Annotated in this window: 21 protein-coding genes and 1 rRNA gene; 9 read left to right on the top strand and 13 right to left on the bottom strand. The window is 48.0% G+C overall.

The window, feature by feature from the left end:
• Positions 1-108 (top strand): 5S ribosomal RNA (rrf, locus tag JKP77_RS18335); the annotation flags it as partial.
• Between the two features lie 142 nt (positions 109-250).
• On the opposite strand, the gene JKP77_RS18330 is transcribed toward rrf, so the two are convergent.
• Positions 251-562 (bottom strand): hypothetical protein, encoded by a 312-nt coding sequence (locus JKP77_RS18330; RefSeq protein WP_218312615.1) that lies wholly within the window; start codon positions 560-562, stop codon positions 251-253.
• A gap of 300 nt (positions 563-862) precedes the next feature.
• Here JKP77_RS18330 and JKP77_RS18325 point away from each other — a divergent pair, with 300 nt between their 5' ends.
• Complete coding sequence (locus JKP77_RS18325) at positions 863-1,588, top strand: substrate-binding periplasmic protein (protein ID WP_218312614.1); 726 nt, start codon at positions 863-865, stop codon at positions 1,586-1,588.
• Here JKP77_RS18325 and JKP77_RS18320 read toward each other — a convergent pair.
• The 8 genes from JKP77_RS18320 to JKP77_RS18285 form a co-directional block, all read right to left on the bottom strand.
• On the bottom strand, positions 1,565-2,338 hold the full coding sequence (locus tag JKP77_RS18320; protein WP_218312613.1) for a type 2 periplasmic-binding domain-containing protein: 774 nt from the start codon (positions 2,336-2,338) through the stop codon (positions 1,565-1,567). The genes JKP77_RS18325 and JKP77_RS18320 overlap by 24 nt on opposite strands.
• 323 nt (positions 2,339-2,661) lie before the next feature.
• Entirely contained in the window at positions 2,662-5,730 is a 3,069-nt protein-coding gene (locus JKP77_RS18315; RefSeq protein ID WP_218312612.1) for an error-prone DNA polymerase, read from the bottom strand.
• A gap of 5 nt (positions 5,731-5,735) precedes the next feature.
• Positions 5,736-7,121, bottom strand: a complete 1,386-nt coding sequence (locus JKP77_RS18310) for a Y-family DNA polymerase (protein ID WP_218312611.1) — start codon at positions 7,119-7,121, stop codon at positions 5,736-5,738.
• A gap of 5 nt (positions 7,122-7,126) precedes the next feature.
• Complete coding sequence (locus JKP77_RS18305; protein WP_218312610.1) at positions 7,127-7,807, bottom strand: recombinase RecA; 681 nt, start codon at positions 7,805-7,807, stop codon at positions 7,127-7,129.
• A gap of 62 nt (positions 7,808-7,869) precedes the next feature.
• On the bottom strand, positions 7,870-8,394 hold the full coding sequence (locus JKP77_RS18300; RefSeq protein WP_218312609.1) for a hypothetical protein: 525 nt from the start codon (positions 8,392-8,394) through the stop codon (positions 7,870-7,872).
• Complete coding sequence (locus tag JKP77_RS18295) at positions 8,391-10,160, bottom strand: DUF885 domain-containing protein (RefSeq protein WP_218312608.1); 1,770 nt, start codon at positions 10,158-10,160, stop codon at positions 8,391-8,393. The genes JKP77_RS18300 and JKP77_RS18295 overlap by 4 nt, the downstream gene beginning before the upstream one ends.
• 38 nt (positions 10,161-10,198) lie before the next feature.
• Positions 10,199-10,531 (bottom strand): DUF1820 family protein, encoded by a 333-nt coding sequence (locus tag JKP77_RS18290; RefSeq protein WP_218312607.1) that lies wholly within the window; start codon positions 10,529-10,531, stop codon positions 10,199-10,201.
• Positions 10,532-10,627: 96 nt separating this feature from the next.
• Positions 10,628-11,212, bottom strand: a complete 585-nt coding sequence (locus tag JKP77_RS18285) for a TetR/AcrR family transcriptional regulator (RefSeq protein ID WP_218312606.1) — start codon at positions 11,210-11,212, stop codon at positions 10,628-10,630.
• Positions 11,213-11,625: 413 nt separating this feature from the next.
• Here JKP77_RS18285 and JKP77_RS18280 point away from each other — a divergent pair, with 413 nt between their 5' ends.
• Entirely contained in the window at positions 11,626-13,263 is a 1,638-nt protein-coding gene (locus JKP77_RS18280; RefSeq protein WP_218312605.1) for a M28 family metallopeptidase, read from the top strand.
• Between the two features lie 289 nt (positions 13,264-13,552).
• Positions 13,553-14,752, top strand: coding sequence for a capsular polysaccharide export protein, LipB/KpsS family (locus JKP77_RS18275; protein WP_218312604.1), 1,200 nt, complete (start codon positions 13,553-13,555; stop codon positions 14,750-14,752).
• A gap of 93 nt (positions 14,753-14,845) precedes the next feature.
• Here the strand turns inward: JKP77_RS18275 and slmA are convergent, their stop codons facing one another.
• Together slmA and coaBC are read right to left on the bottom strand one after the other, a co-directional pair.
• Positions 14,846-15,433, bottom strand: coding sequence for a nucleoid occlusion factor SlmA (gene slmA / locus JKP77_RS18270; RefSeq protein ID WP_218312603.1), 588 nt, complete (start codon positions 15,431-15,433; stop codon positions 14,846-14,848).
• 97 nt (positions 15,434-15,530) lie between these two features.
• A complete protein-coding gene (coaBC, locus tag JKP77_RS18265) occupies positions 15,531-16,733 on the bottom strand; it encodes a bifunctional phosphopantothenoylcysteine decarboxylase/phosphopantothenate--cysteine ligase CoaBC (protein ID WP_218312602.1) in 1,203 nt (400 codons plus the stop codon).
• A 171-nt stretch (positions 16,734-16,904) separates the two neighbouring features.
• On the opposite strand from coaBC, the gene radC reads away from it, so the two are divergent.
• From radC to JKP77_RS18240, 5 genes are all read left to right on the top strand, one after another.
• Positions 16,905-17,579: a RadC family protein gene (radC, locus tag JKP77_RS18260; protein ID WP_218312621.1), complete on the top strand. Its 675-nt coding sequence runs from the start codon at positions 16,905-16,907 to the stop codon at positions 17,577-17,579.
• 119 nt (positions 17,580-17,698) lie between these two features.
• Positions 17,699-18,040 (top strand): hypothetical protein, encoded by a 342-nt coding sequence (locus JKP77_RS18255; protein WP_218312601.1) that lies wholly within the window; start codon positions 17,699-17,701, stop codon positions 18,038-18,040.
• Positions 18,041-18,142: 102 nt separating this feature from the next.
• Complete coding sequence (locus JKP77_RS18250; RefSeq protein WP_218312600.1) at positions 18,143-18,823, top strand: YjbF family lipoprotein; 681 nt, start codon at positions 18,143-18,145, stop codon at positions 18,821-18,823.
• A complete protein-coding gene (locus tag JKP77_RS18245) occupies positions 18,820-19,554 on the top strand; it encodes a capsule biosynthesis GfcC family protein (RefSeq protein WP_218312599.1) in 735 nt (244 codons plus the stop codon). The genes JKP77_RS18250 and JKP77_RS18245 overlap by 4 nt, the downstream gene beginning before the upstream one ends.
• Positions 19,554-21,656, top strand: a complete 2,103-nt coding sequence (locus JKP77_RS18240) for a YjbH domain-containing protein (protein WP_218312598.1) — start codon at positions 19,554-19,556, stop codon at positions 21,654-21,656. The genes JKP77_RS18245 and JKP77_RS18240 overlap by 1 nt, the downstream gene beginning before the upstream one ends.
• A 151-nt stretch (positions 21,657-21,807) precedes the next feature.
• Here JKP77_RS18240 and JKP77_RS18235 read toward each other — a convergent pair whose 3' ends face one another.
• Together JKP77_RS18235 and JKP77_RS18230 are read right to left on the bottom strand one after the other, a co-directional pair.
• A complete protein-coding gene (locus JKP77_RS18235) occupies positions 21,808-22,830 on the bottom strand; it encodes a CDP-glycerol glycerophosphotransferase family protein (RefSeq protein ID WP_218312597.1) in 1,023 nt (340 codons plus the stop codon).
• Positions 22,831-23,226 (bottom strand): FAD synthase family protein, encoded by a 396-nt coding sequence (locus tag JKP77_RS18230; RefSeq protein WP_218312596.1) that lies wholly within the window; start codon positions 23,224-23,226, stop codon positions 22,831-22,833.
• Between the last annotated feature and the right edge of the window lie 149 nt (positions 23,227-23,375).

Below are 23,375 nucleotides of genomic sequence, written 5' to 3'. Positions count from 1 at the left end.
CCATAGCGACGTGGCACCACCTGATCCCATTCCGAACTCAGAAGTGAAACACGTTAGCGGCGATGGTAGTGTGGGGTCTCCCCATGTGAGAGTAGCACACCGCCAAGCTCCCAATTCGAAAAGCCCGCTCAAATGAGCGGGCTTTTTTCGTTGTATGAAGTGCCTTCTAAAAGCTTATCTGCAGCTATCCGCGTCCACAGAGGTTTGGTAACGCCTGTGTATTTGAATTTACAGATTGTGTATCTGGAAATTAGAAGTCTTCTCTAATTTGTGGAGTATCCTCATCACGATAGTTCATATACTCTTTTTGGCTTAGCACACCATCGCCATTACTATCCATATCACTGAATAGATTATTTACGCCGATATCTGATGCTTCCTGTTCTGTAACAACACCATCTTTATTTTTGTCCATTAAATCAAACTCACTACTGGCAACCGGGTGTTCAGAGGATTTCTGTGCATCGTCATTATTCATGTCTGCTGTGATGTCGTTCTGAAGAGCAATAGCTTGAAAAGATAACAGAAGTGAGAAAAGTGCGGTCTGAGTGACGAATCGCATAATATAACTCCAATATAGTGAATAGTTAGTCCGAGTTGTATTACAAACAGGAAACATGCCATACGCTATTGTGATGGAATATCAGTAAGTTAAATAAATAAGCTGTTGGCTTGATTAAACGATAGGGAGAAAGTGGGACACTTTTTTGCTGATTTTACTTAGTCCGGTATTGCACCAGCACACAATAGAGACAATGTATAAGCTTGCTTTTTTATACGAGCTGACGCCTTAATGTGGAAACTGTGCAGTCAGCCGATTGTTGTTATACTATACAAAACGTTCATCAAACAGCAAAGTGACGTGTCTATCAGTTGTTTTAAAACCTTACTAGCTGGATTCATACTGCTTTACAGTGCGTCATCCTATGCACACCTACAAAAGCAGATTACGATTGGGCTGGTAGTATTTCCTCCCCTTATTCTGCAGCAGTCTGATAATGGCGACTGCAGCGGTCCCGCTGTTGAGATCTCCAGAAAGGTATTCGGTGATGCCGGCTTTGATGTCGACATTTACTGTGCACCGGCAGCAAGACTCTACACCTTGATCAAAGAAGGCAAAGTAGATGTCACTATTAATGTTAACAGCACGTCTGCGATTAAACAGCACGTTGACTTCCATCACGTACCCTTTGCCAATTTGAAGGTAGCGTTGTTAACCAACCTATCGTTAAGCGATATTAATACGGTATCTGCTATAAGGGGGTTTGATTATCACGGAGTACGTCAAAAGTTAGATGATATGAACTTTACCTTTGTTGATTTACCTAATGGAAACGACGCCGTTAACGTCTTTTTGCGCGGGCGCACGGGGGGAGTGCTGACCTATATGAGACCATATCGATATTTAATAGCCAGAGGCACACTCCCCATCCCAGACGATATACAAATTGAAGAAATGCTGGAGATTGAAACTTACTATGGTGTCAGTAAAGCCTCAAAGTGGCACGACGAAATTTTCTCCGCGCTAAATACCTATACAGAAGAGAATCAGGTTGTTCGATTTTCAGGGGTAGAAACGCTCCCGTAACTCCTTAAGGATAATCTCGGGATCTCTTAAGTTGTATTTTTGCTTGAGTGAATCAATGAGCTCGCCGTGTGTTCTTATAAAGGTATTGATATCCGTGAGCACGGCAGGGTGGTTGATAGTGGAAAGCATAAAGCCAACATTATCGTAAGGAAGTGCCGGGTCAAGCGTAAAAGGTCCATACTGTGGGCTTGTTAGCGTCAGGTACTGGGTGACGGAATACTCCAGATTCGCTGCGTCCACACGATCTTTTTTTAGCAAGTAAAGCGCCGATAACGTGTCGCTAACCGGGACCAGACGCGTTTGCTTCAGGTCGACTCGCTGTTGCCAGTTCACCGGTGTAAAGCCAAGAGGAATACTAAGTCGCTGGATCCTGTCGATTCCTTTGCCAACGTCATTCGGATTAACAATAGTGCCGCCGAGAGCTCGAGTAAGCGGGGCCGAAAAGTATTTCTCTGAAGCCGGTACGATTTGGTTGTACCACTTGGGATTATCCGGATATACAAAGTCGACATTGCCTTTACGCATCTCCAGTTGCAGGCGTTTGATAGGCATATCGTGGTAAATGAGCTCATGGCCGGATTGGTCGGCGTAAGCCTCAAGAATAGCCCAGGCCAGACCCTTATCGTTCTCCTGAGAAAAATCATAGTGCGGATAGTACTGAATATTCTGTGCACCAATAATGAAGGTTTCTGCCTGCGAAGTAAGAGACAGTAGGGAAGAGAATAAGACAGCAAAAGTTAACCTGAGCATTTAACCTCCATGGCACTATTATCAAAGTATCTCAAAGCCGCATTGGAGTAAAACAGTAAGCCATTGTTCTTTCGTTTAATCGGTTATGTTTTTTAAGTTTTTGGTAGGCGGGTAATGGTGTCACCATTACCCGCGTCAATGAAGTGGGTAATACTATTTCACCTAAAATTGTGTGAAGCAGAAAACGAAAACCTCGTTAGTCGGTATGGACTATTCCTAACATTCCATCAAATCAAAAGCATCTATGAAACAAACCGCATTCGGTAATCGCTTTCGTCAGTGTCGCCGTTGGTAGCCGGCGATGTTTTTGAAGAAAAAGCAGATTAATGGAAGTCTCTTGAAGCAATTCGCAGCGAGGACAGCCAGTCAGAACGGTCTGTTAGTTTGCCGGCGATGATGTGTGTTACACCCTCAGGAGAACGCTCAAGGATCCCATCAATTTGTAAAATAGTTGCGCTTAGATAAGCCGACTGTTGTTGTCTGGCTGTCGCCTGCCAGACAACAACATTCATATTCCCGGTTTCATCTTCCAGTGTAATGAAAGTAACACCGGATGCGGTACCCGGGGCCTGTCTGCCGGTAACACAGCCGATTACGTGAACAACACCCTTATTCTCAATACAATGTAAGTTACTTGCTGGTATAAAGCGGCTCAAATCACGATGTTTGCGCAACAGTGAGACAGGATGTTGCTCCAGAGATACCGACGTTGAGGCATAATCTTCCAGCAGGTTATCTGCCTCAGAAGGACGAAATGGAAATTCGTGCTGACTGGATTCACTAGCGAATAATGGCAACGTGTGTTGCTGGTCCATAATTTCCCATCTCGCGGCATAGCGATTCTCTGTCAGCATCGCAAATCCATTTGCACTTGCCAGCGCTTCAATATCGTTACCTGGTAATCCAAGTTGCTGGATAGCAGCGATACTCTCATACCCTTTCTCCGGCCGGGATTGAATTAATACCGACGCGCTGTGTTCAGACAAGCCTTTCACAATACATAGTCCCAGCTGAATGACTTTCTCTCCCTGGCTCAATACGAGAGTGTGTTCAATTTCTGAGTGATTAATACAAACAGGGCGTATGGTAATTCCATGGTGCTTTGCATCCTGAATAAGCTGAGCCGGTGTATAAAAGCCCATCGGCCAGCTGTTTAACAAGCCAAGATAAAACTCGACCGGGAAATAATGTTTTAACCAACAGGACACATAAGCTAATACCGCAAAGGAGGCCGAGTGGGATTCCGGAAAGCCATAGCCGCCAAAACCTTTAATCTGCTCAAACAGCTGCTCGGCAAACGCTGTGCTGTAACCTTTAGCGGTCATACCGGAAATTAATTTATCTTTGAACTCATAAATACGGCCATCCTTCTTCCAGCTTGCCATTGCCCGGCGAAGCTGATCGGCTTCACCGCCCGTAAAACCAGCGGCAACCATGGCAAGTTGTATTACCTGTTCCTGAAAAATCGGTACCCCCATTGTGCGTGACAGCACCTGCTCGACTTCAGTTGAGGGGTAACTGACTGCCTCTTTGCCATGACGACGCAAAAGGTAAGGGTGCACCATATCTCCCTGAATAGGACCGGGGCGCACAATGGCAATCTGAACGACCAGGTCGTAATAACACCGAGGCTTTAGTCTGGGTAACATCGTCATCTGAGCCCGTGACTCAATCTGAAATACGCCCACGGTGTCGGCTTTGCATATCATGTCGAAAACCTGATGATCATCCCCCAAGCGCGTGATAAAAGGGATAGATGGCGTGACAGGATACTGAGCTGCCAGACTGTCAAAGGTTTTCCTGATAGCCGTCAGCATGCCTAATGCCAGAACATCGACTTTCAGCAGCCCCAGAGACTCAAGATCATCTTTATCCCACTGAATAACCGTTCTTTCTGCCATCGAGGCATTCTCAACAGGTACCAGCTCGTACAGCGGACCGGCAGAAATAACGAAGCCGCCAACGTGTTGCGATAAATGTCGGGGAAAACCGACAATTTGCTCTACCAGACTGATGAGTTGCTTCACTTTCTTGCTTCTGGCATCCAGCCCGTGCTGGGTGATCTGTGTTTGCCAGGGGATGGTGCGGTCACGGCGGTTAATTTTCTTTATGACGAAATCAAGTTGTGATTCTGCAAACCCCAGTGCTTTACCTACCTGCCGAAATGCGCTTTTAAACCGATACGCGATGACTGTAGCCGCCAGTGCAGTTCGTTCACGACCGTATTTTTGATAGATATACTGGATTACTTCTTCACGACGCTGGTGTTCAAAATCTACGTCTATATCAGGTGGCTCGTCCCGTTCCTTTGAAATAAAGCGTTCAAAAAGAACATTTATCTGTCTTGGATCTACCGCAGTAATCTCCAGACAATAGCAAACCACAGAGTTCGCTGCCGAACCGCGCCCCTGATATAAAATCTTCTGCTTTTTCGCGAATTGAACAATATCGTACAGGGTAAGGAAAAAGTATTCGTACTCCTGTTCAGCAATCAGGGTTAGCTCTTTTTCGATAGTGGCCCTGATACTGTCTGCTAAACCTTCAGGGAAACGGCGTTGTATACCTTCTTCAACGCAGTACCTGAGATAGGAGGTGGCAGTAAATCCATCCGGTACCAGTTCGGCAGGGTACTGATATTTCAGTTCATCCAGCGAAAAACTAAACTGCGCGGCAATCTGTTGCGTGTTATTTACCCATGATGTCGGATACAGCTTGTTGATTTTGCTAACAGGTCGCAGCGCTCGCTCGGCATTGGCAATTGCCTGACGGCCAAGCGCTTCTACCGTTGTATGCTCTCTGATTGCATGTAGCGTGTGCTGTAAAGGTAACCTGTCTTTATGATGCATTAATACGCCGGTGCAAGCCGCCACAGGTATAGCGTATTTTTCGAAAAGCATTTCATAGTGTTTAAAGCGAAGGTGATCCTCTCCATCTAATAGCCTTTGACCGGCAATCCAGCAGCGGTCTGCATGAAAACGCTTCAGCCATTGTGCCCATTTTCCATCCTTGTCCTTGCTTCCTGTCGGCAGCCATAAAATAAAGCAGTATCGCAGGCTGGTGATGTCCCATTCCGATAATGCATAACTGCCTTTTTCTTCTCGTCGCCGGGCCTGAGTGATGATCCTGCATAATTCGCTATAAGCGGCTTTATTGGGGCATAACAAAACAAAGGAAAAGTCATCAAACGTAAAATAGCTGCCGACAATCAGGGATATCGGCAGCCGACACAGTTTGATTTCCGCGTGCGCCCGCACAACTCCGGCGACGGAGCATTCATCGGTTATGGCGACAGCACGGTAGCCAAGAAACGATGCCGTAGTCACGATTTCTTCTGGTGAGGAGGCCCCCATCAGAAAGCTGAAATTGCTTTGGCAAAAGAGTTCACTATACATAGTAACTAGGCGTAGTAACCCTGAATAAACCAGTGCTGCCTGGCGTTACGAAAAATCTGTATGAACTCTCCAGATTGGGTTTTGGCAATAAAGTAGTCTCGCTTTACCGCTTTCTCGTCCCACCAACCGGTTTGCAGCCTGACCGGACCAAAAGTGATATGGCAGGGAGTGGTCAGGGGGGCTGGCGCAACCAGCCTGATAGCCGGAAGCCACTGGCTTCTTGTATCTGCCGCGCTGTTGCCTCCGCTTTCTGTCTGACGCTCCATTCTGTGATCGTTGCCTGATGCAGGCACAATGACATTGTGATCGCCCAGTCTTGCCTGAAGTCGGCTCATTAACTGCTTCTGAGCAAAATACTGATGCCGGTCCTGAAAGAAATCCTGATTGGCCGCGTCGTGTTCCTGAAGTTCATCGGCGCATAATCGAAGACTGATAACCGGCGCATCCAGTGAGATGTTTTCTAACTGCAGTGACGCAATATCCAGCCATTGCTTTACGTTGCTAAGGCCCACCGCAGAGCGCACCAATACTGTAGTTGCTGCCTGGTCACGATAGTAAAGGTTTATTGAAAGGTCGCTGACGACTTTGTTTCTCAGTCTCAGAAAAACGGCTAAATCTTCAAGCAGGGCAGTAATGTAAGGCAGTAAGTGCTGGGTGTTTTCTATTTCGTAAGCAACATCCTTATGGCGCACAAACCTCTCCGCAGGGCGGTAGAGTAAATAGGTTGGGTAAGCGTCACCCCGAACGGCGGTAAGATACCGGATGGTCTGGTTGTTAAACCGCTTTCCAAGCTCGCTGACAGACAGTGACAATAAGCGCTCGAGTGTAAATATACCTACCCGGTGTAGCGTTGATCGTTGCGAGTGATCGAGGTCCAAATGAGAAATCTGACATTTCTTTAAGGCAGCGGAGATCGCTTTTTTATCCGTGTAAATGTCATTGCAGTTGGCTTTAGCCAGCACTCTTGCACATTCAACTGACCAGCTAGAGGCATAGGCGAAGTTTACACTCATGGGAGCCAGCTCACTGACAATCGCCTTCCAGGTTGCTGCTACAGAGCCATAGTAATGACAAAGGTTATCCAGTCTTATTGCCAGCGCGGCCGGAGTGATCACCACAATGTCGGATGCTATCTGATACAGACGGGCGGCCAGAGAGTGCAGATGTTCTACCTCTTTATCTCGGACATAAACCGTGATGGTTACGTCAGGACACAACGCGGCGGCCTGAGCCAGGCCCATCCCCGGCATAATACCTTGCTTTGCTGCTTCAGCGCACCGTTGCACAATGACATTTTCCTGCTCGTTATACACTGCGGCTGGTGCGCTGGCTCTCTCTGAACCGGACAAATCCAGAGTGAGTTGGGTAAAGTCTAAATAGGCCCACAACATGATGCTTAACTCACCGAGGAGAGATGAGGAGAGTGTTGGTGAGCGTGGCGGGTCAGTCGCAATATCACGCTGTTATCAGGAGTATGACTTAACGGAAGGTAAAGGTTATCTACCGGTTTTCCTCCCTGAATTTTTACGATGTCGACACACAGCCCCTGGCCATGTGGGTTGACTTTTAAATCCAAAACCACAGGCAGTCCTGAGACTATATTACGGTGCTGGTAAAGCAGACAAAGGCAGTCGTTATCGCTGGCTGCAATCTGCAGTCTGCGTGCTTGTCTGGCTTGTAAGTCGGAAACCCAGAGTATGACACTGTGACACACGCCGCTTTTCAGACATTGTTCTGCTGACCACAACGCCTCTTCGTCGCTTGCAGGGGTAACCTGCAGCGTAGTGGTATCGTCAAAGCCACTGTGGTGTAGCCAGGGAGCGTGAAGATCGCCAGGCGCATTTATAAAGACCCGTAGTTTATGCCGGCGACCGGACAACAGGGCCCCTTTGAGCAGAGACAGCTCACCCACCCCCACATGAGCCTGGACACGAACCAGACCGGCACTGGGAAGGCCGCCAAGTATGTGTTTGTCTAATATGGCATGACCGGTTGGCAAGCGCGACACGGCTGACGGGGTTTGGGTACCCCGCCATATCAGCGGATGCTTTTCCAGTGTAGAGAGAGATTCAACCATGACGATATAATACTGTATGCATGTACAGTATTATATGTCAGGTCTTATTTTTTACAACACAGTTACGACGCTTTGGCTTCAGCTTCTTGATCTGTCGTAGATTTTTTCTGCTTGCCATTGATGTACTGCGAAATGTGATTCATCGCCGCCGTGAAACCATCCGGGGTGTTTTTAGCCCACGCCATTCTGACTTCGCTGGGAAACTCCTTCACGATGTCTTTGACTTCCTCAATGGTGACTGCAGTCTTCTTTAATGACTTTTTAAGCGCTTCTTCGACTGTCGCTTCTTTTTCACAGCAATCCATCACAACACGGGAATACTGACTGGCAAGAATCGACAGAATGCCGTACTGGTCTTCACTGATGAGAGCCCGTTGATGGGCTTTTTCCACTCGGGAAACAAAAATCTGCTGCAGATTATTCGTCACCACCACCAGGCTGGTATACGCGTAATTTACTTTCTTAGCGTTTGTTTTGGCTGATTGCCGTGTGAGCGCCAGCTCACGTTGCATATTCTGACCTCGAAGGACGAAAAAAATTAGCATGATCACCAACAACGCGATAATGCTTCCCAATCCAACTATCATGTCTTCTCCAGCTCAGATTGAATAAACCGATCGATATTTTCTTCAAGAATAAACAGCGGTACCGAACCATGGGCGAGCACGGCTTTATGAAATTTGCGTACATCGAAGTTCGGTCCGAGTGCATCTTCGGCTTTCTGACGTAACGCTTTAATTTTGATTTCGCCAATTTTGTAAGACAGCGCTTGCGCCGGCCATGAAATATAGCGATCAATTTCGGTTCTGACGTTGTGCTCTGAAAGCGCGGTATTTTTCATCATATAATCCAGCGCCTTATCGCGGGACCAGCCAAACATGTGCATGCCGGTATCGACAACCAGGCGGCACGCTCGCCACATCTCATAGCTCAGACGGCCAAAATCATCATAAGGATCTTCATACATTCCCACTTCGATACCCAGATACTCCGAATACAGTCCCCAGCCTTCGCCAAAGGCGGAAATATACGTGTCCTGTCTGACCTTTGGTAAGTCATCTAACTCTGCAGCCAGTGAAATCTGTAAATGATGACCAGGCACCGCTTCATGCAGCGTCAGCGCTGTTAACGCGTACAGCGGGCGCTTATCCAGTGCATAGGTATTTACCCAGTAATAACCCGGCTGATCATCCCGCGAAGGATGAACATAGCGCCCGGTGGTATATTTAGGCGCTATACTGTCAGGTACCGGCGCGACGCCGTAAGGAATTCGCGGCAACAACTCAAATAACTGTGGCAGCCGGGCGTCCATTTTCTTTGCAATAAATGACGCTTCTTTCAGCAGGGCTTCTGGTGTAGAGGCATAGAATTGCGGATCAGTACGCAGAAACTGTATAAAGTCGTCAATGCTGCCGTCGTATTCCAGCTTATCGACAATTGCCTGCATCTCTGCACGGATACGCTTAACTTCGCTCAGACCCAATTCATGGATCTCTTCCGCGGTCATATCTGTGGTGGTGTAATGACGCGCACGATTCTGATAATACGCTTCACCATCCGGCCAGTTTTTGGCCGCGATGTCATCTCTGGCACCTGGAATATACTCGGTTTTCAGAAAGTCATAAAAGCGCTGATAGGCGGGAACCACGTCTGTCATGATCACCGATTTGGCCGCTTTGATTAATGCATCCTGGCTTTCAGCACTAATGTGGCTGGGAAACTCCGTAAAAGGTTTGAAAAACTGACTTTCCGTAGGGTTTTCAACAATGAAAGGAACAACTGATTCTTCAAAACCCTGCAGAACGACTTTTGGCTGCGTGTAGCCAGCGTCGAGACCCTTTCTCATGTAAGCCATCTGCTGGTCGAAGTAACCGCTGATCGCCCCCAGACGAGACAGGTAGTTCTGATAGTCTTTTTCAGTTTTAAAGATGACGCTGCCCGGCAACGAACTCATGGCACTGTGAAAACCATACTCTGATGTCAGAGGCACCCAGTGAGCATGAAAACGGTATTGATCAATTTTGTTGTTCAGCCGATATTGCTGCATTAATAAGCTGATGCGATCTTCCTGACTCAGTGCATCGGCATCAATAGCCGCTAACTGTTCAGAGAAGCGGATCCACTGTTTATTCTGCGTCGCTAACGCCTCAGGTGAAATGTCAGACAACAGATGATCATATCCTTTCACGCCTTCGCGGCTCGCCATAAGTGGCGAGGTGGATATTTCATAATCCCAGATGGTTTCAAGCAACGAATGCAGCTGTTTATCCGGGGCAGGGGCAGCAGTGGCTGTGATACTAGCGAAACACAGCACTAGTGCTGCAAGCGGTCTGAACAGAGTTAACTTAAACATGCGCTCTCCGGTAACTTCGCCCGGGCACACCGGGGTGATTACTCTTTCTTGGGTGTATAAATCGGATTGGGGAATGCCGTTACTTTATCAGATATCGGAGTGATTTTGGCAGTCCCTTGTCGCTTTACCGCGTCAATGCGCAGCACATTGTGCATCGGAACGTAAGTCCGTGTGACATCGCTAAATTCACTTTTCAGTTTTTCATGGCTGGGATCGACAACCACGCTGGTGTGTGTATCCCAGACAAAATCGCCAATCTCAACAAAGCCGAACAGACTCCCCTGAGAGAGCTCGCGCACATACAACTCATACCTTTCGCCATTACTGACAAATTGTACACGGTAAATCGGATCATTATTTGGGGTGGACATGGAATCTGAATACCTCGAACTCGCCTTGTGTGCCAGTGTTACCAACGAGTCATTAAAACTGGCACTCACTGCCACCATGGCAGCTGGTCGCGAATTTTAACCTGAGTTTCCATGCCTCTGCAAAGGGGATAAAAGCGCTTCTGTGGCAATGTACATTTCATCGGTATCTTCGGCCAGGATAGCATTCACAGCAAAGCCCTGAACATAACTGGTCAACTGCAGCGCCGCCGATTCGATATTCACATGAGGGCCCAGTTCGCCAAGTTGCTGCGCCTTTTCCAGACAGCCGATAAAGTCCAGCTGCAGACGGTCGAGATAATGGCGGCCCATTTCGCGGATTTGCTCATCCTGTTTACCCAGTTCGGTCAGACAATTTATCAGCAAGCAGCCACGCCGGTGGATTAACGGAATATAACGAATGAAAAACGCGTGAATAGAGTTCATCCCCTGATGGTTTTCCAGTTCTTTGACCACCGGCATCAACTCGGTATCCAGATAGTGCTGTAACACCCGGTATAAAAACGCTTGTTTGCTGCCAAACTCGAGATAAAAACCACGACGGTTAAATTCAGTGCGGGCGATGATTTCGTCCATGATGGCACTGTGGAAACTGTGCTCCAGAAAAATATCAACGGCCTGGCTCAGAATGGTTTCTACATCGTACAGGGCGGTTCTGGGCATATCGGGGTTCCTGTCGCTAAGATCCCTAGAGAGAGTTTATCTTTGTTCATTATTCATGTTGGTGACTAAAATGGTTGAAAACAAGGCGTCGTTGACGTCGTTTGGCAATCCAAATAAGTCAGCGACAACGCAGTTAGCAGCCATTTTAATCCCAACCCTTCGGGCAGTGGCCAGTTTTGCATCATACTGCTCACAAATTCGCTTATTTAGACCCACTAAACTACGCTCATTCGCGATTGTCTGATGCAAAACTGACCGACTGCATGAAATATTAACAAAGATAAACTCTCTCTAGAGACTAGCGCAAACTATCGCGTGGTCAAGCGATATAACGCAAAGCTGTGGCAGCAAAATTGGTAAAATTTGGTACCTGCGTTACTATGCCTGCCGGATTTTTAACGAAACAGACCACTATGATTAGAAAACTGTTACTTGGCGGCCTGGCTGCCGCATTGAGCCTGACTGTGTCAGCACATAATGAAAGTGCTCCGTCGACCGGGTTTCAACCTGATACCCAACGCATCAAATCGCATTTGTTTTTCTTAGCAGATGATTTGTTAGAAGGGCGGGATACCGGTTCTCGCGGGCACGACATTGCCGCGCTTTATATTGCTACCGAATTTGCTAAATACGGGTTAACCCCGGCAGGTACTGACGGTTTTATGCAGGACGTGAAATTCCGTAAATCGATACTGGTGCAGGAGTCGCCTGAGTTCACCATAACCACCGATGAAGGTACAACGTCGCTGAGCTATCCAAAGCAATATCTGATGGGGCCAAGCCTGTTGTCTGAAACCTCTGCTGTAGAAGCAGAAATGGTTTTCGTAGGCTACGGCATCGTGGCAGACGAGCTTGAGCACAACGATTATGACGGCATGGATGTCGATGGCAAAATTGTCGTGACGCTTGCCGGTAAGCCGGCATCGTTTCCTTCTGAAGAAGGCGCGCATTTCGCTTCCGGATACCAGAAAAACAAGTACGCCGCTGAGCGTGGTGCAGTTGGCGTGATCACGGTCACGACACCTAAAAATGAGAAGGTGCGTCCTTACCAAAGCCGCCTGAGCTATATCCATACGCCGAGCATGGCCTGGCTACAGGAAGATGGTACCCCGGCTAATCGATTCGAGCAGCTTAAAGGCGGTGCCTACTTAAGCGAAGGCGCGGCAAAAATTTTGTTTAAAGATGCCCCTCGCACGCTGGAAGCTGTTTACGCTGACCTGGAAGAAGACAAGTCTCCGGCAGGGTTTGCACTTAAAGGAAAAGTATCGCTTTCGCGCAAAAGTCAGCATGAGCAAATTTCCAGCCCTAACGTTATCGGCATGCTGGAAGGGTCAGATCCCGAGCTGAAAAACGAGTATGTGGTGTACTCGGCGCACTCTGATCACATCGGCTTCTCGAAAACCGTGAAAAAAGACAACATCAACAATGGCGCTATGGATAACGCTTCCGGTACTGCTGTCATGCTGGAAACCGCACGCTTGTTCAGTGAAATGGACAACAAGCCTAAGCGTTCCATCTTGTTTGTGTCTGTGACGGGTGAAGAGAAAGGGCTGCTTGGCGCAGATTATTTTGCCCGTAACCCTACGGTTCCGGTGGAAAGCATGGTGGCTAATGTGAATCTGGACATGCCAATACTTACCTACGAATTTGCTGATGTCATCGCATTTGGCGCCAGTCACAGCGATCTTAAAGCCTCTGTTGAGCAGGCTGCAGCGAATGCTGATATCAAACTCAGCGCCGATCCCTGGCCAGAGCAGGCGCTGTTTACCCGCTCTGATCACTACGCCTTTGTGAAGCAGGGTGTGCCGGCAGTCTTTATGGTGCCAGGCCTGACATCAAAAGATCCTGATGTTGACGGCAGCAAAGTGTTTGGTCAGTTCCTGTCTACTCATTATCACAAGCCTAGTGATGACATTAACCAGCCCTTTAACTGGGATGCGGCAAAAACCTTTACCGAGGTGAATGCGCAAATCGGCCTGACACTGGCGAATCAGGAGAAGCGTCCTGCCTGGAATGAGGGTGACTTCTTCGGAACCACATTCGGCCGATAAGCTTCGGCTTTTCACAGCATAAAAAGCAGCGCTCCGGCGCTGCTTTTTTGTGGCCGTTCGCATAGGAAACAGTCACCATACGTTTACCCGTGGATGAATCAAAACGTGTAAACCCACTGCATTACTGAGTCGCTGTGTAACGTGGTAAAGCGTTGTGTTTTGCATCTGCCGCAGGCTTATTAAAACTGCCTGTTTGAGGGGGATGTTTCAGGCTCAAAGCGTTACTTTCTGCTGCCAAGAGTGTACCATTCTCGCACGCAAAGACCTGATTTATCGAAAGGGGAAAGGATTGAGTCAGGAAAATTCACTCACTTATCTGTTGATGGCGCGCGGAAGTTCGCATATCCGTTATTTTACTGCTTTCGCAAAAGCGACGTCGTTGAACGTCAAGGTAGTGAAGGTGACAGGACATTTGCCAAAACCTGGCTATCTGACGTTTTTAGGCGGTATCGCACAAGAGGAACTGGAATCTTTGCTGACACCGCACTTTGCAAAAAAAGCGCGAAAATATCCAAGACTGAGTAAAACGGCTTTGTGGTGGCTGTACAAAAGGGTCACAAAAAGCATTGTTAAATATGACATTGCGAGATTTCGTGCGGTCATAAAACGAAAAAATGCAGATGTCATAGGTGTTTGGAACGGGCAGAAACTACCCAGCTCTGCAATTGCGCTGGCGGCGCAGTTGCAGGGGAAAAAGGTGGTGTATTTTGAGAATGGCTTGCTGCCCGATACCACAACCTGCGACTGGTCTGGCGTTAACTGCCTGAACTCACTACCCGATGATCCTGATTTTTATAAACGGTTCGATAGCGACAAGCCATTGCCACAACACCTGATCCCCAGGGCGCCCGCGCGGGCAAAAGCGAAGGGCATCGATGTTGATACGCTACCCCCCCGGTTTGTCTTTGTGCCATTTCAGGTAGAAACAGACAGCCAAATAATTACGAATTCGCCCTGGATTAAAAGTATGGGCCAGCTGTATCAGCATTTGCAAAGTGCAATGGACAGCATCAATGACGATGAACTCTATCTGGTTATCAAGGAGCACCCTTCCGAGCTTAAACGACATGATGAGTTACATCAGCTCCACCCACGGATACTGTTTGCCAATCAGTGTGATACCAAAGCACTGATAGACAAAGCAGAAGCCGTATTAACCGTAAACTCTACAGTAGGACTGGAATCCTTATTACTGAATAAACCGGTCATGGTGATGGGAAAGGCGTGCTATGCGCTGCAAGGAGTATGTCAGAAAATTAGCGATGAAAATGCGCTGGTGGAGGGCTTACGTGATCCCAAATTCTGCTACGGAAATGTGGCAGTAAGACGTGGGTTTCTCAACTTTCTTCACGCATATTATGTTATTCCCACTACGTGGGTAAATGCACAGGAAAAGCATTTCACTGCACTTACGCAGCGCTTACTAATGACTGATAAATTCAGTGAGTATCTTGCAGCTTACAACGCCAGTAAAGAACGCTCATCGTAATAGGTGTTCTAGAATACGAAACCAGTAAAAAGTCCCGTCTGGCACTTTTTACTGGTGTCTAACCAGGCGTTAGACGCAGGCGCGGTTACCGGCTTATAAAAAGCTCTGTTTGAACAGTTGCCACTGCTCACCAAATTGTTCAGTAGGCTTACGGGTAAAACCACTGCGAATAAACAGGTTAATGCGACCGTCGGTGTAGCAAATCAACATGTTGGCAATCACGCCTTCATCGGCAGCAAGGGTTTTGCCTTCGCGAAGTTTACGCTCACGCAGCACCTGTTTTAGCTGGGTTTCCAGTCTCTCGTAAAGCTTGGCAATGCGTGCGCGCAGTCGGTCTTGTTCACCCAGCAACGCATCGCCGTTCAAAATACGGGTGATACCCGGATTTTTCTCGGCAAAGCCTAAAATAAGATGCAGGATCAACTGACAGCGTGCGGCTGAGTCTTTCTCTTCGTTGACGATTTTATTGATACGAGTGAACAGGGTCTCTTCGATAAATTCGATAAGGCCTTCAAACATCCGCGCTTTACTGGGGAAGTGACGATACAGCGCCGCTTCAGAGACACCCACCTTTTCTGCCAGTTTGGCTGTGGTGATCCGCTGACCCGGACTGGTCTCCAGCATCCCTGCCAGTGCTTGCAAAATTTGCGCACGGCGATTGGTTTTCTTTACAGCAGGCATAACGAGAGTAATTCCTCCGCTACCGGACCTGATGGCCCGTATTTCCGTGTTAAATTGAGTATGTTGTTAGTTGTCTTGTTAACGTACTAATAGGGCGTTAACCGGACTTTTTATTTTTATAGTGTGTTGCTACCAGCGACAGCAGCGATTTTGCTAGTTCGCTCTTTTTGCCCGTCGGGAGTTCAGCATCGCCAGTTTGCCAATACACATGGAGTGCATTGTCATCACTGTTAAAGCCCAGTCCTTCTCGGGTAATATCATTGGCAGCAATCATGTCGAGCTTCTTTCTTATTAATTTATCTTTGGCGTAAGCTTCGACATTCTGGCTTTCGGCAGCAAAGCCCACTGTAAATGGACCGTCTTCCAAAGCCGCGATAGTTGCTAGAATATCAGGGTTTTTGACAAAAGTAAGTGTTAACTCATCCGAAGACTTCTTCAGCTTATTATCTGCCACTTCAGCCGCGCGATAATCGGCCACAGCGGCTGTCGCTATAAATATATCGCAGTTTGTGGCTTCAGCTTTAGCCTTATTCAGCATTTCTTCAGCGGTAATGACATCAATACGCTGACAGCCGGGCGGCGTAGTCAGTGCTACCGGGCCACTGATAATGGTAACATTCGCCCCTGCCAGCCGGGCGGCCTGAGCGATCGCATATCCCATTTTTCCGGAGCTGTGATTCGATATATACCTCACCGGATCCAGCGGTTCACGTGTCGGGCCGGCAGTAATAACCACGTTCATACCGGCAAGCTCCTGATTGCGCGGCACACTGATGGCGCGAACAATATCAAGCGGTTCCAGCATTCTGCCAGTGCCTACATCACCGCAGGCCTGTTCACCGCTATCCGGCCCTAACATCGTAATGCCGGAGGTTTCCAGAACAGAGAGATTTCGTTGCGTAGCCGGTGCTTTCCACATTTGCTGATTCATGGCAGGAGCAATATAAACGGTGGCTGTGGTGGCAAGAAACAGTGTAGTGAGTAAGTCGTCAGCCAGGCCGTGGGCGAGTTTGGCCATAGTGTTGGCTGTTGCGGGAGCGATCAGCAAAATATCTGCCCATTTCGCCAGTTCTATATGACCCATTGCCGCTTCTGCATCTGCATCTAATAAGTGCTGGTGGACCGGATTACCCGACACTGCCTGCAGAGACATCGGGCTAACGAATTCACTGGCTGAATCGGTCAGTACCACACGAACATTGGCACCTTCAGCTGTCAGTTTACGCACCAGATCCGGCGCTTTATATGCAGCAATACCACCGGTTACACCGAGTAAAATGTTTTTGTTAGCTAACGACATAAGCGGTCAGGATCCTGATTGACTCGTTACATACTTTACCTCGCTAAGCCTACCACGACTGTGAAACAGGGGGTAGTTATTGGTGTGTTTCCCATCCTCTGTACAGTCGTGTAACGGGTAAGTAAGTCGTATAACTACAGCAATACAATTCAGCAATGCTCTACAGACATGATTTCATTAACGCTAAGACCTGAATCTGATCGGCCTCGGGAAAAGCTACTGGCAGGTGGTGTTGCCTCGCTGACAGATACCGAGTTGCTCGCAGCCTTTCTGGGTACCGGAAGGGCGGGACGTTGTGCGTATACAGTAGCGTCAGATCTGCTGGCCCACTTCGGATCGTTGAGAGCGCTGATCACGGCGCCGCAGCACGCCTTTACTCAGGTGCCTGGGGTAGGGGCTGTGCGCTATATTCAGCTGCAGTCGGCGCTGGAGATCATTCGCCGGCATCTGGCTGAACCCTTGTACCGGCAGCCGGTTTTTCACGCTGCGGAAAGTGTGACGGAATACCTGCGTTCCGAGCTGCGTGACTGTCCACAGGAAAACTTTGGTATGTTATTTCTCGACAGTCAGCATCAGCTCATACGTTTCAAAACCCTGTTTACCGGCACGGTTAACAGTGCGGCGGTCTATCCCAGAGAGTTGGTCAGGGCTGTGATCGCCTGTAACGCCGCAGCGATCATACTGGTTCACAATCATCCCTCCGGGATCCCGGAACCCAGTGACGCCGACATTGCATTAACCCGTGAAGTCAGCGCCGCTATGGGCCTGATCGATGTTTCTGTGCTTGATCATATTATTGTAGGTGATACGATTTGTGTGTCGCTGGCCCAGCGTGGTTTGATGTAATAAAACTACGGTTTGGTGTTAAGCAAGGATTTAATGTCTGTTCATCGATTATATAGTAGTCAAATGACACGAAATGCTATACGATATCAGATTGGTGGGTTTCTTTAGAAAGGACTGTTATGAAAAAGTCAATTATTGCATTATTTGCTGCAGCAGCAATGTCAGCAGGCGTTAGCGCGCAAACTGACAATGATGGTGCAAACTCAGGCAACGGCCTGAATGCGCTGAGTGGCGGTACTATCGCTACTGGCGCGGTTACGTTAGGTGTACTTTCTGCTATGGTTTCTAACAACCGTAAAGAAGGTGAAGTTGACGGCGGCAACGGTGGTGGAAACACGCCTGAATGTTCAGGTGATGATCCGCTTCAAAACGATGTTTGTGTGGGTACAACTACCACTGTAACTGTTTCTGGTACTCAGACTATTACTGTTCCTGTGACGTTTACTTACGCGCCAGAGTAATTGTAATAATAAAGAATTTTAAAAGCCGCTTCCGAGCGGCTTTTTTATTTGCCGGAAAAAGGTGACAATAGTCTTTTGAGCATGGCTTGCCAGTTGTACAACATGAACGTTATTAAAATCTTTCCTCTTTTTTTCATTTTATTCTTTTTATTATCGGGGTGTTCGGCAACCAACCGTGCCTACATCGATACACTGAGCCTGGCGTTTTCGGACCGCGATATTCAGCTGACCAAAGAACAAATCACACAAAGTGGTCCAGACCTGTTGCAGATTAAAAGTGGTGAGCGTCCCATCGCCGTAGCTGGGCTGGCATTTATTGAGAATGACTATTACAAGTGGGTCTCTGCTGACAGTAAAGTTATTACCATGCATCACGGCGTGATTATCAAAACCCATGGTCTGGAAAACGATTTGTTATACACCGCGCCACTTGCTACTAATCCATTGGCAGGGGACAGCAAACTGGCGTTTAGGTGGGAGCGTCAGGCAGATGTAGAAAATATCGGTTATGGATTGCCTATCATCTCGACCTGGCGAATAGAAGGAGAAGTCAGCCGTACGTTTCTGGATACCCCTTTCGAATTGCTGCATATCACGGAACAAGTCTCATTTGCTGACACCTCGCCTTACTGGGAGGGGAACCTTGCTTGGGAAAACCATTACTGGCTGGATTTGAAAACGAAAACATTGTTGGCGAGCAAGCAAAAATATGCTCCGGACGGTGATTGGTACGACATGGTTTATTTAAGCCGGGTGGTAAGACTGATGGAGAGTGCACAATGAAATTTGTCGCAGGGATTTTCCTACTTCTTGGCCTGTTGTCGGCGCGAGCATTAGCTGTCGTGGGTGTACAAATTAACCAGTTACAATTTAGTTATCCTGAACCCGTGCGTCTGGCGCAAGTACTTGCGCCTGTATCAGGTAGTAGTGACTGGTATTGGCCGGCCAGTGCGATTTATCAGTCAGACGATGACAGCGCCGAACAACTGCGCAATCAGGTACTAAATCAAATCGTAGCTTTGAAAGCACAGCGCGATCCATCAGAGGCCTCCTATCAAGCCTTATCAGCAATCGAAGAACAAGTCAGTTTATGGACTCTTGCCACACGTGTTGTCAGAACCATCAATTATGATGCGGCGCGATTGGACCCCAAGCAAAACCCAATGTTGGATCACGGCCGTTATATGATCAGAATCATGCCTCGTCCTGATTCCGTGCACCTTGCTGGCGCGGTTATGCGTGCCGGGAGCTATGCGCATAAGTCTCAGACCAGCACACCTGACTATCTGGCATCTATCAGTAAGCTGGAAGGTGCTGAGCACGACTTTGTGTACGTGGTGACTCCGCTTGGTGAGGTAAATCGAGTGGGGATCGCATACTGGAACGGCACCTATAATCAGTTGATGCCGGGTAGCCAGGTTATCGTGCCTGTCTTTTCCAGTATTTTCACTCCTTCTTTGACTCAGTTTAATGAAAGTCTTGCCCAGCTTGCCGTTCACAGGGTGTTGCCGTAATGATATCTCGATTACCTTTTACCAAGTCTGCACTTTCTGTCGCGGTGATTGGCTTGCTGCCAACACTTTCTGTCGCACAGGAAACCGTGAACGTTAAGCCGTCGCAAATGGTGCAGGGCGGCACAGGACTAATTCAGACCCCTACCGCCAGAATGCAGGACGCCGGGGATTTGTATTTAAACTATACCGATAACGGCGAATACCGTTTCTGGTCGGTAAACTTGCAACTCTTTGACTGGATGCAGGCCACGGCGCGTTATACTGACGTGCGTACTCAGCTTTACAGTCAGGTAGATTCTTTCAGTGGCGATCAAACTCTGAAAGATAAAGGCCTGGACGTAAAATTTCGCCTGTGGGAAGAAAGCTATTACATGCCAGATATCTCAGTGGGATTTCGGGATTTTGGCGGAACCGGCTTTTTTGAAAGTGAATTTGTGGTTGCCAGTAAGTCTGTAGGTCCCCTCGATTTCCACGTGGGCTTAGGCTGGGGCTATATGGGCTCTGCCGATGATTTCACAAACCCATTTTGTAAGTTAAAAGACAGTTTCTGTGAGCGTCCTCTGGGCTACTCCGGCCTTGGCGGTAAAGTCGACTACGACCAGTTCTTTAAGGGCAAAATGGCGGTTTACGGTGGGGTTGAATACCAGACACCGTGGGAGCCTTTAACGCTAAAGCTGGAGTGGGAAGGTAATACGTACGAATTTGATCGCGCAGGCGAGCTTGAGCAGGATACACGCCTTAATGTCGGCGCAGTTTACAAATGGAATGGCTTCGACTTCAGTCTGAATTACCAGCGTGGCAACACAGTGGGGTTTGGTGTTTCCTACAAATTTAACCTGCACACTATGTCGCAGATCAAGATTGACGATCCACCCCGCGACCTGATGAACACCAAGCGTCCGGAGTCGTTATCTGAAATCAACGGCAACGCGTTGTTCCAGGGCCTGATAAAAGACGCCTCCTTTATCCTGACCGATGTGGATATTAAGGAAGAAAAAGCCATCTTTTACGGTTATCAGAATGCCTATCGCGACAACGATGAAGCGATTGAGCGTACTGGCCGGGTGCTGGCATCAGAGCTGCCAGAGTCGGTAAAAACGTATCATGTTGTAGAAGCAAAAGGCGGTCTGCCCATGGTCGAGAATGTGATTGACGCAGAAGCGTTTATCGCAGCGGCCCGCTATGAGTCACTGGATGCAAATATTAAAGATACCTGGTATCGCAAAAATCCGGATGAGGCGCTGCGCGATGACTATGCGCCTGCAGCGAACTCAGGCTTTTTTCATTCTGCGGACCTGTTCTGGACACAAACCTTCGGCAGCCCGGAAGACTTCTATTTGTATCAAACCGGCGTCATTTTCACAGCGGGTTACGCGTTTAACGAAAACTGGTCTGTCGTGGGAGGGCTGAGCGCCACTGTATTAGATAACTTCGATAAGTTTACCTTTACTGTAGACAAAGAAGATACACCACTTCCGCGTGTGCGTACGTTGGTGCGAGAATATGTCACCAACAACCGTTTTAGCGTCGACACGGCATTCCTGAACTGGAAAGATCAGCTGTCTGATGAATGGTTTGGGCAGGCGTATGCCGGCTATCTGGAAAGAATGTTTGCTGGCGCGGGCGGTGAGATACTTTATCGGCCGGTGGATAGTAACGTTGCCTTCGGTATTGATGTTAACTATGTGAAGCAGAGAGACTTTGATGATCAGTTCAGCTTCCTGGATTATGACACCTTTACTGGTCACGCCAGTGTCTACTGGCAACCTGAATTCTTACCAGACACGCAAATCACAACAAGTGTCGGGCAGTTTCTGGCCGGCGACAAGGGCGTGAACATCGACTTCGCCAAACGCTTCGACAGTGGCGTAATTGTTGGTGCTTACGCGGCCTTTACCGATGTGTCATCGGAAGACTATGGTGAGGGCAGCTTTACCAAAGGGTTTTATTTGTCGATTCCATTGGATCTATTCCTGCTTGAACCTGCGAAAGGCCGCGGTATGTTCCCGTGGATCCCAATCTCGCGCGATGGCGGACAATTACTGCGCCGTCCCGTCCGTCTGATTGACTTCACGGAACCGCGCTCACCCTTCTACAACTAATTCTTCTACCTCATGCTGTCGCTGTCATAATCAATATGGCGGTGACAGCCATTTAGTGACAAACAAGTAATGCTCGTGTCTTGGTGAGTCAACACGGTACACGGCAATTGATTCTGTTCAGAGTGATATGGAGCAGATACCTCGATGCCGATTACAACGACCAGTAACCCAGCCGTTTACGCAATTTCAGATTACGAATAACATTGCGGGGTTTTGCCACATTGTCCTGTCGGGGGAACGCCTGAATTTCCTCAATAGTCGCCTCGAGGATCCGCTTTGCGGATTGTCCATCATCGTATGGATGCATCTGATCAGCGTAAGCTTCAATTCTCTGACGTTGTGAGTCAGATAGCGTGAGTGAATCTTCTACCGCAACGCCCAGCTTCTCAGGTGCTGAGATATCAATAAAGACGTCCTCAGGTTGAGAGTTTTTGAAGGTCACTACGGGTTTTTTCATCAGCAGAAATTCAGTAATGGCTGATGATGTATCGGATACCATAACATCGCACTGTTGCAGCAGAGGCAGAATGCTCTGGCTTTCAACAACCTCCAGGTTATCGTTGGCGATATTCTTGTACGCCTCAATTGTCTCAGCATCCATTTTCGGGTGAAACTTTACCAGCCATTTCCAGGGTTTGGTTCGGCTTAGCGTTGTTATCTGTTCCAGTAGCGCTGGCGCACTGGTCAGCTTAGGCGAGAAGGTGGGGGCAAATAAAATGTGGGGTACGTCATTGTAGTTGGCGTTTTCAAGCCCGGAAAACAGCGGATCTAACTTTGGCCAGCCGGTTTCTCTCACGGTAAAGTGCGGGTGGCGTGCCCGTAAATCCTTGAACGCTTGTGTGAAGAAAGGGCCCTGTGTGCAGTACAAATCGAAACACTCGCGAATTCGAAAATGCCCCTTTTTCTTCCACTCAAAGCCATGGAAAATCTGCACCTTCAGGCCGGGTATAAAAGAAGGCACGATGTTTCCGGGCAGAAATACAGCATCAGGATTGAACTCAACGATGTCCGCGACCTCTTGTAATCGTTGTTCTTCGGGATGAAATAACCGGGTATTTACGTCGTTGCCTTCAACAAACCAGCGAACGGCATGGCCGTCATTAAGCATTTGTGCGGCGAGCGGCCTTAATATTTCAAAGGAATAATTTTGTGAAAGATATAAAACGAAACGCATTTATTGTTGTTCTTTTATAATTTCGATAATTTCAGTAGTCGACACGGAGGGCGTTCTGGGAAGATAAATGACTTCACATACGTCCTTAAACTCATCGAAACGCCCTTCCCAGTCATTACCCATGACCAGCATATCTGCTTTATGTTTGATTATGTACTCGCGCTTTTGCTCCAGCGATTCTTCTTTAAATACATCGTCGACGAACCGAAGAGAAGAGAGTAATTCAAGGCGTGCGTCAAATGAGTAGATTGGATTGCGACCTTTTTTGCTGAAATTTAGCTCGTCAGATGAAAGGCCTACGGTTAGATGATCGCCGTGCGCTTTTGCACGCTTAAGTATTCGGACGTGACCAACATGAAGCACATCAAAGGTGCCGAAAGTGATAATTCTACGCAATGTGACGACGTCCGGTTAAGTAATATCAATTCAGTCCCACCCGCACTTTACAGCACGAGCCGATTATTCTGATGAGTGTAACATAAATATAATAAATGGCATTAGGTCGGCCCAAAGCGTCTATTGCTATTGCATGTAAGTTGTAATGT

Source organism: Alteromonas antoniana (genome assembly GCF_019249295.1).
Taxonomy (GTDB): Bacteria; Pseudomonadota; Gammaproteobacteria; order Enterobacterales; family Alteromonadaceae; genus Alteromonas; species Alteromonas antoniana.
The sequence above is the reverse complement of the archived record's forward strand: the minus strand, read 5'-3'. Positions and strand labels throughout refer to the sequence as shown.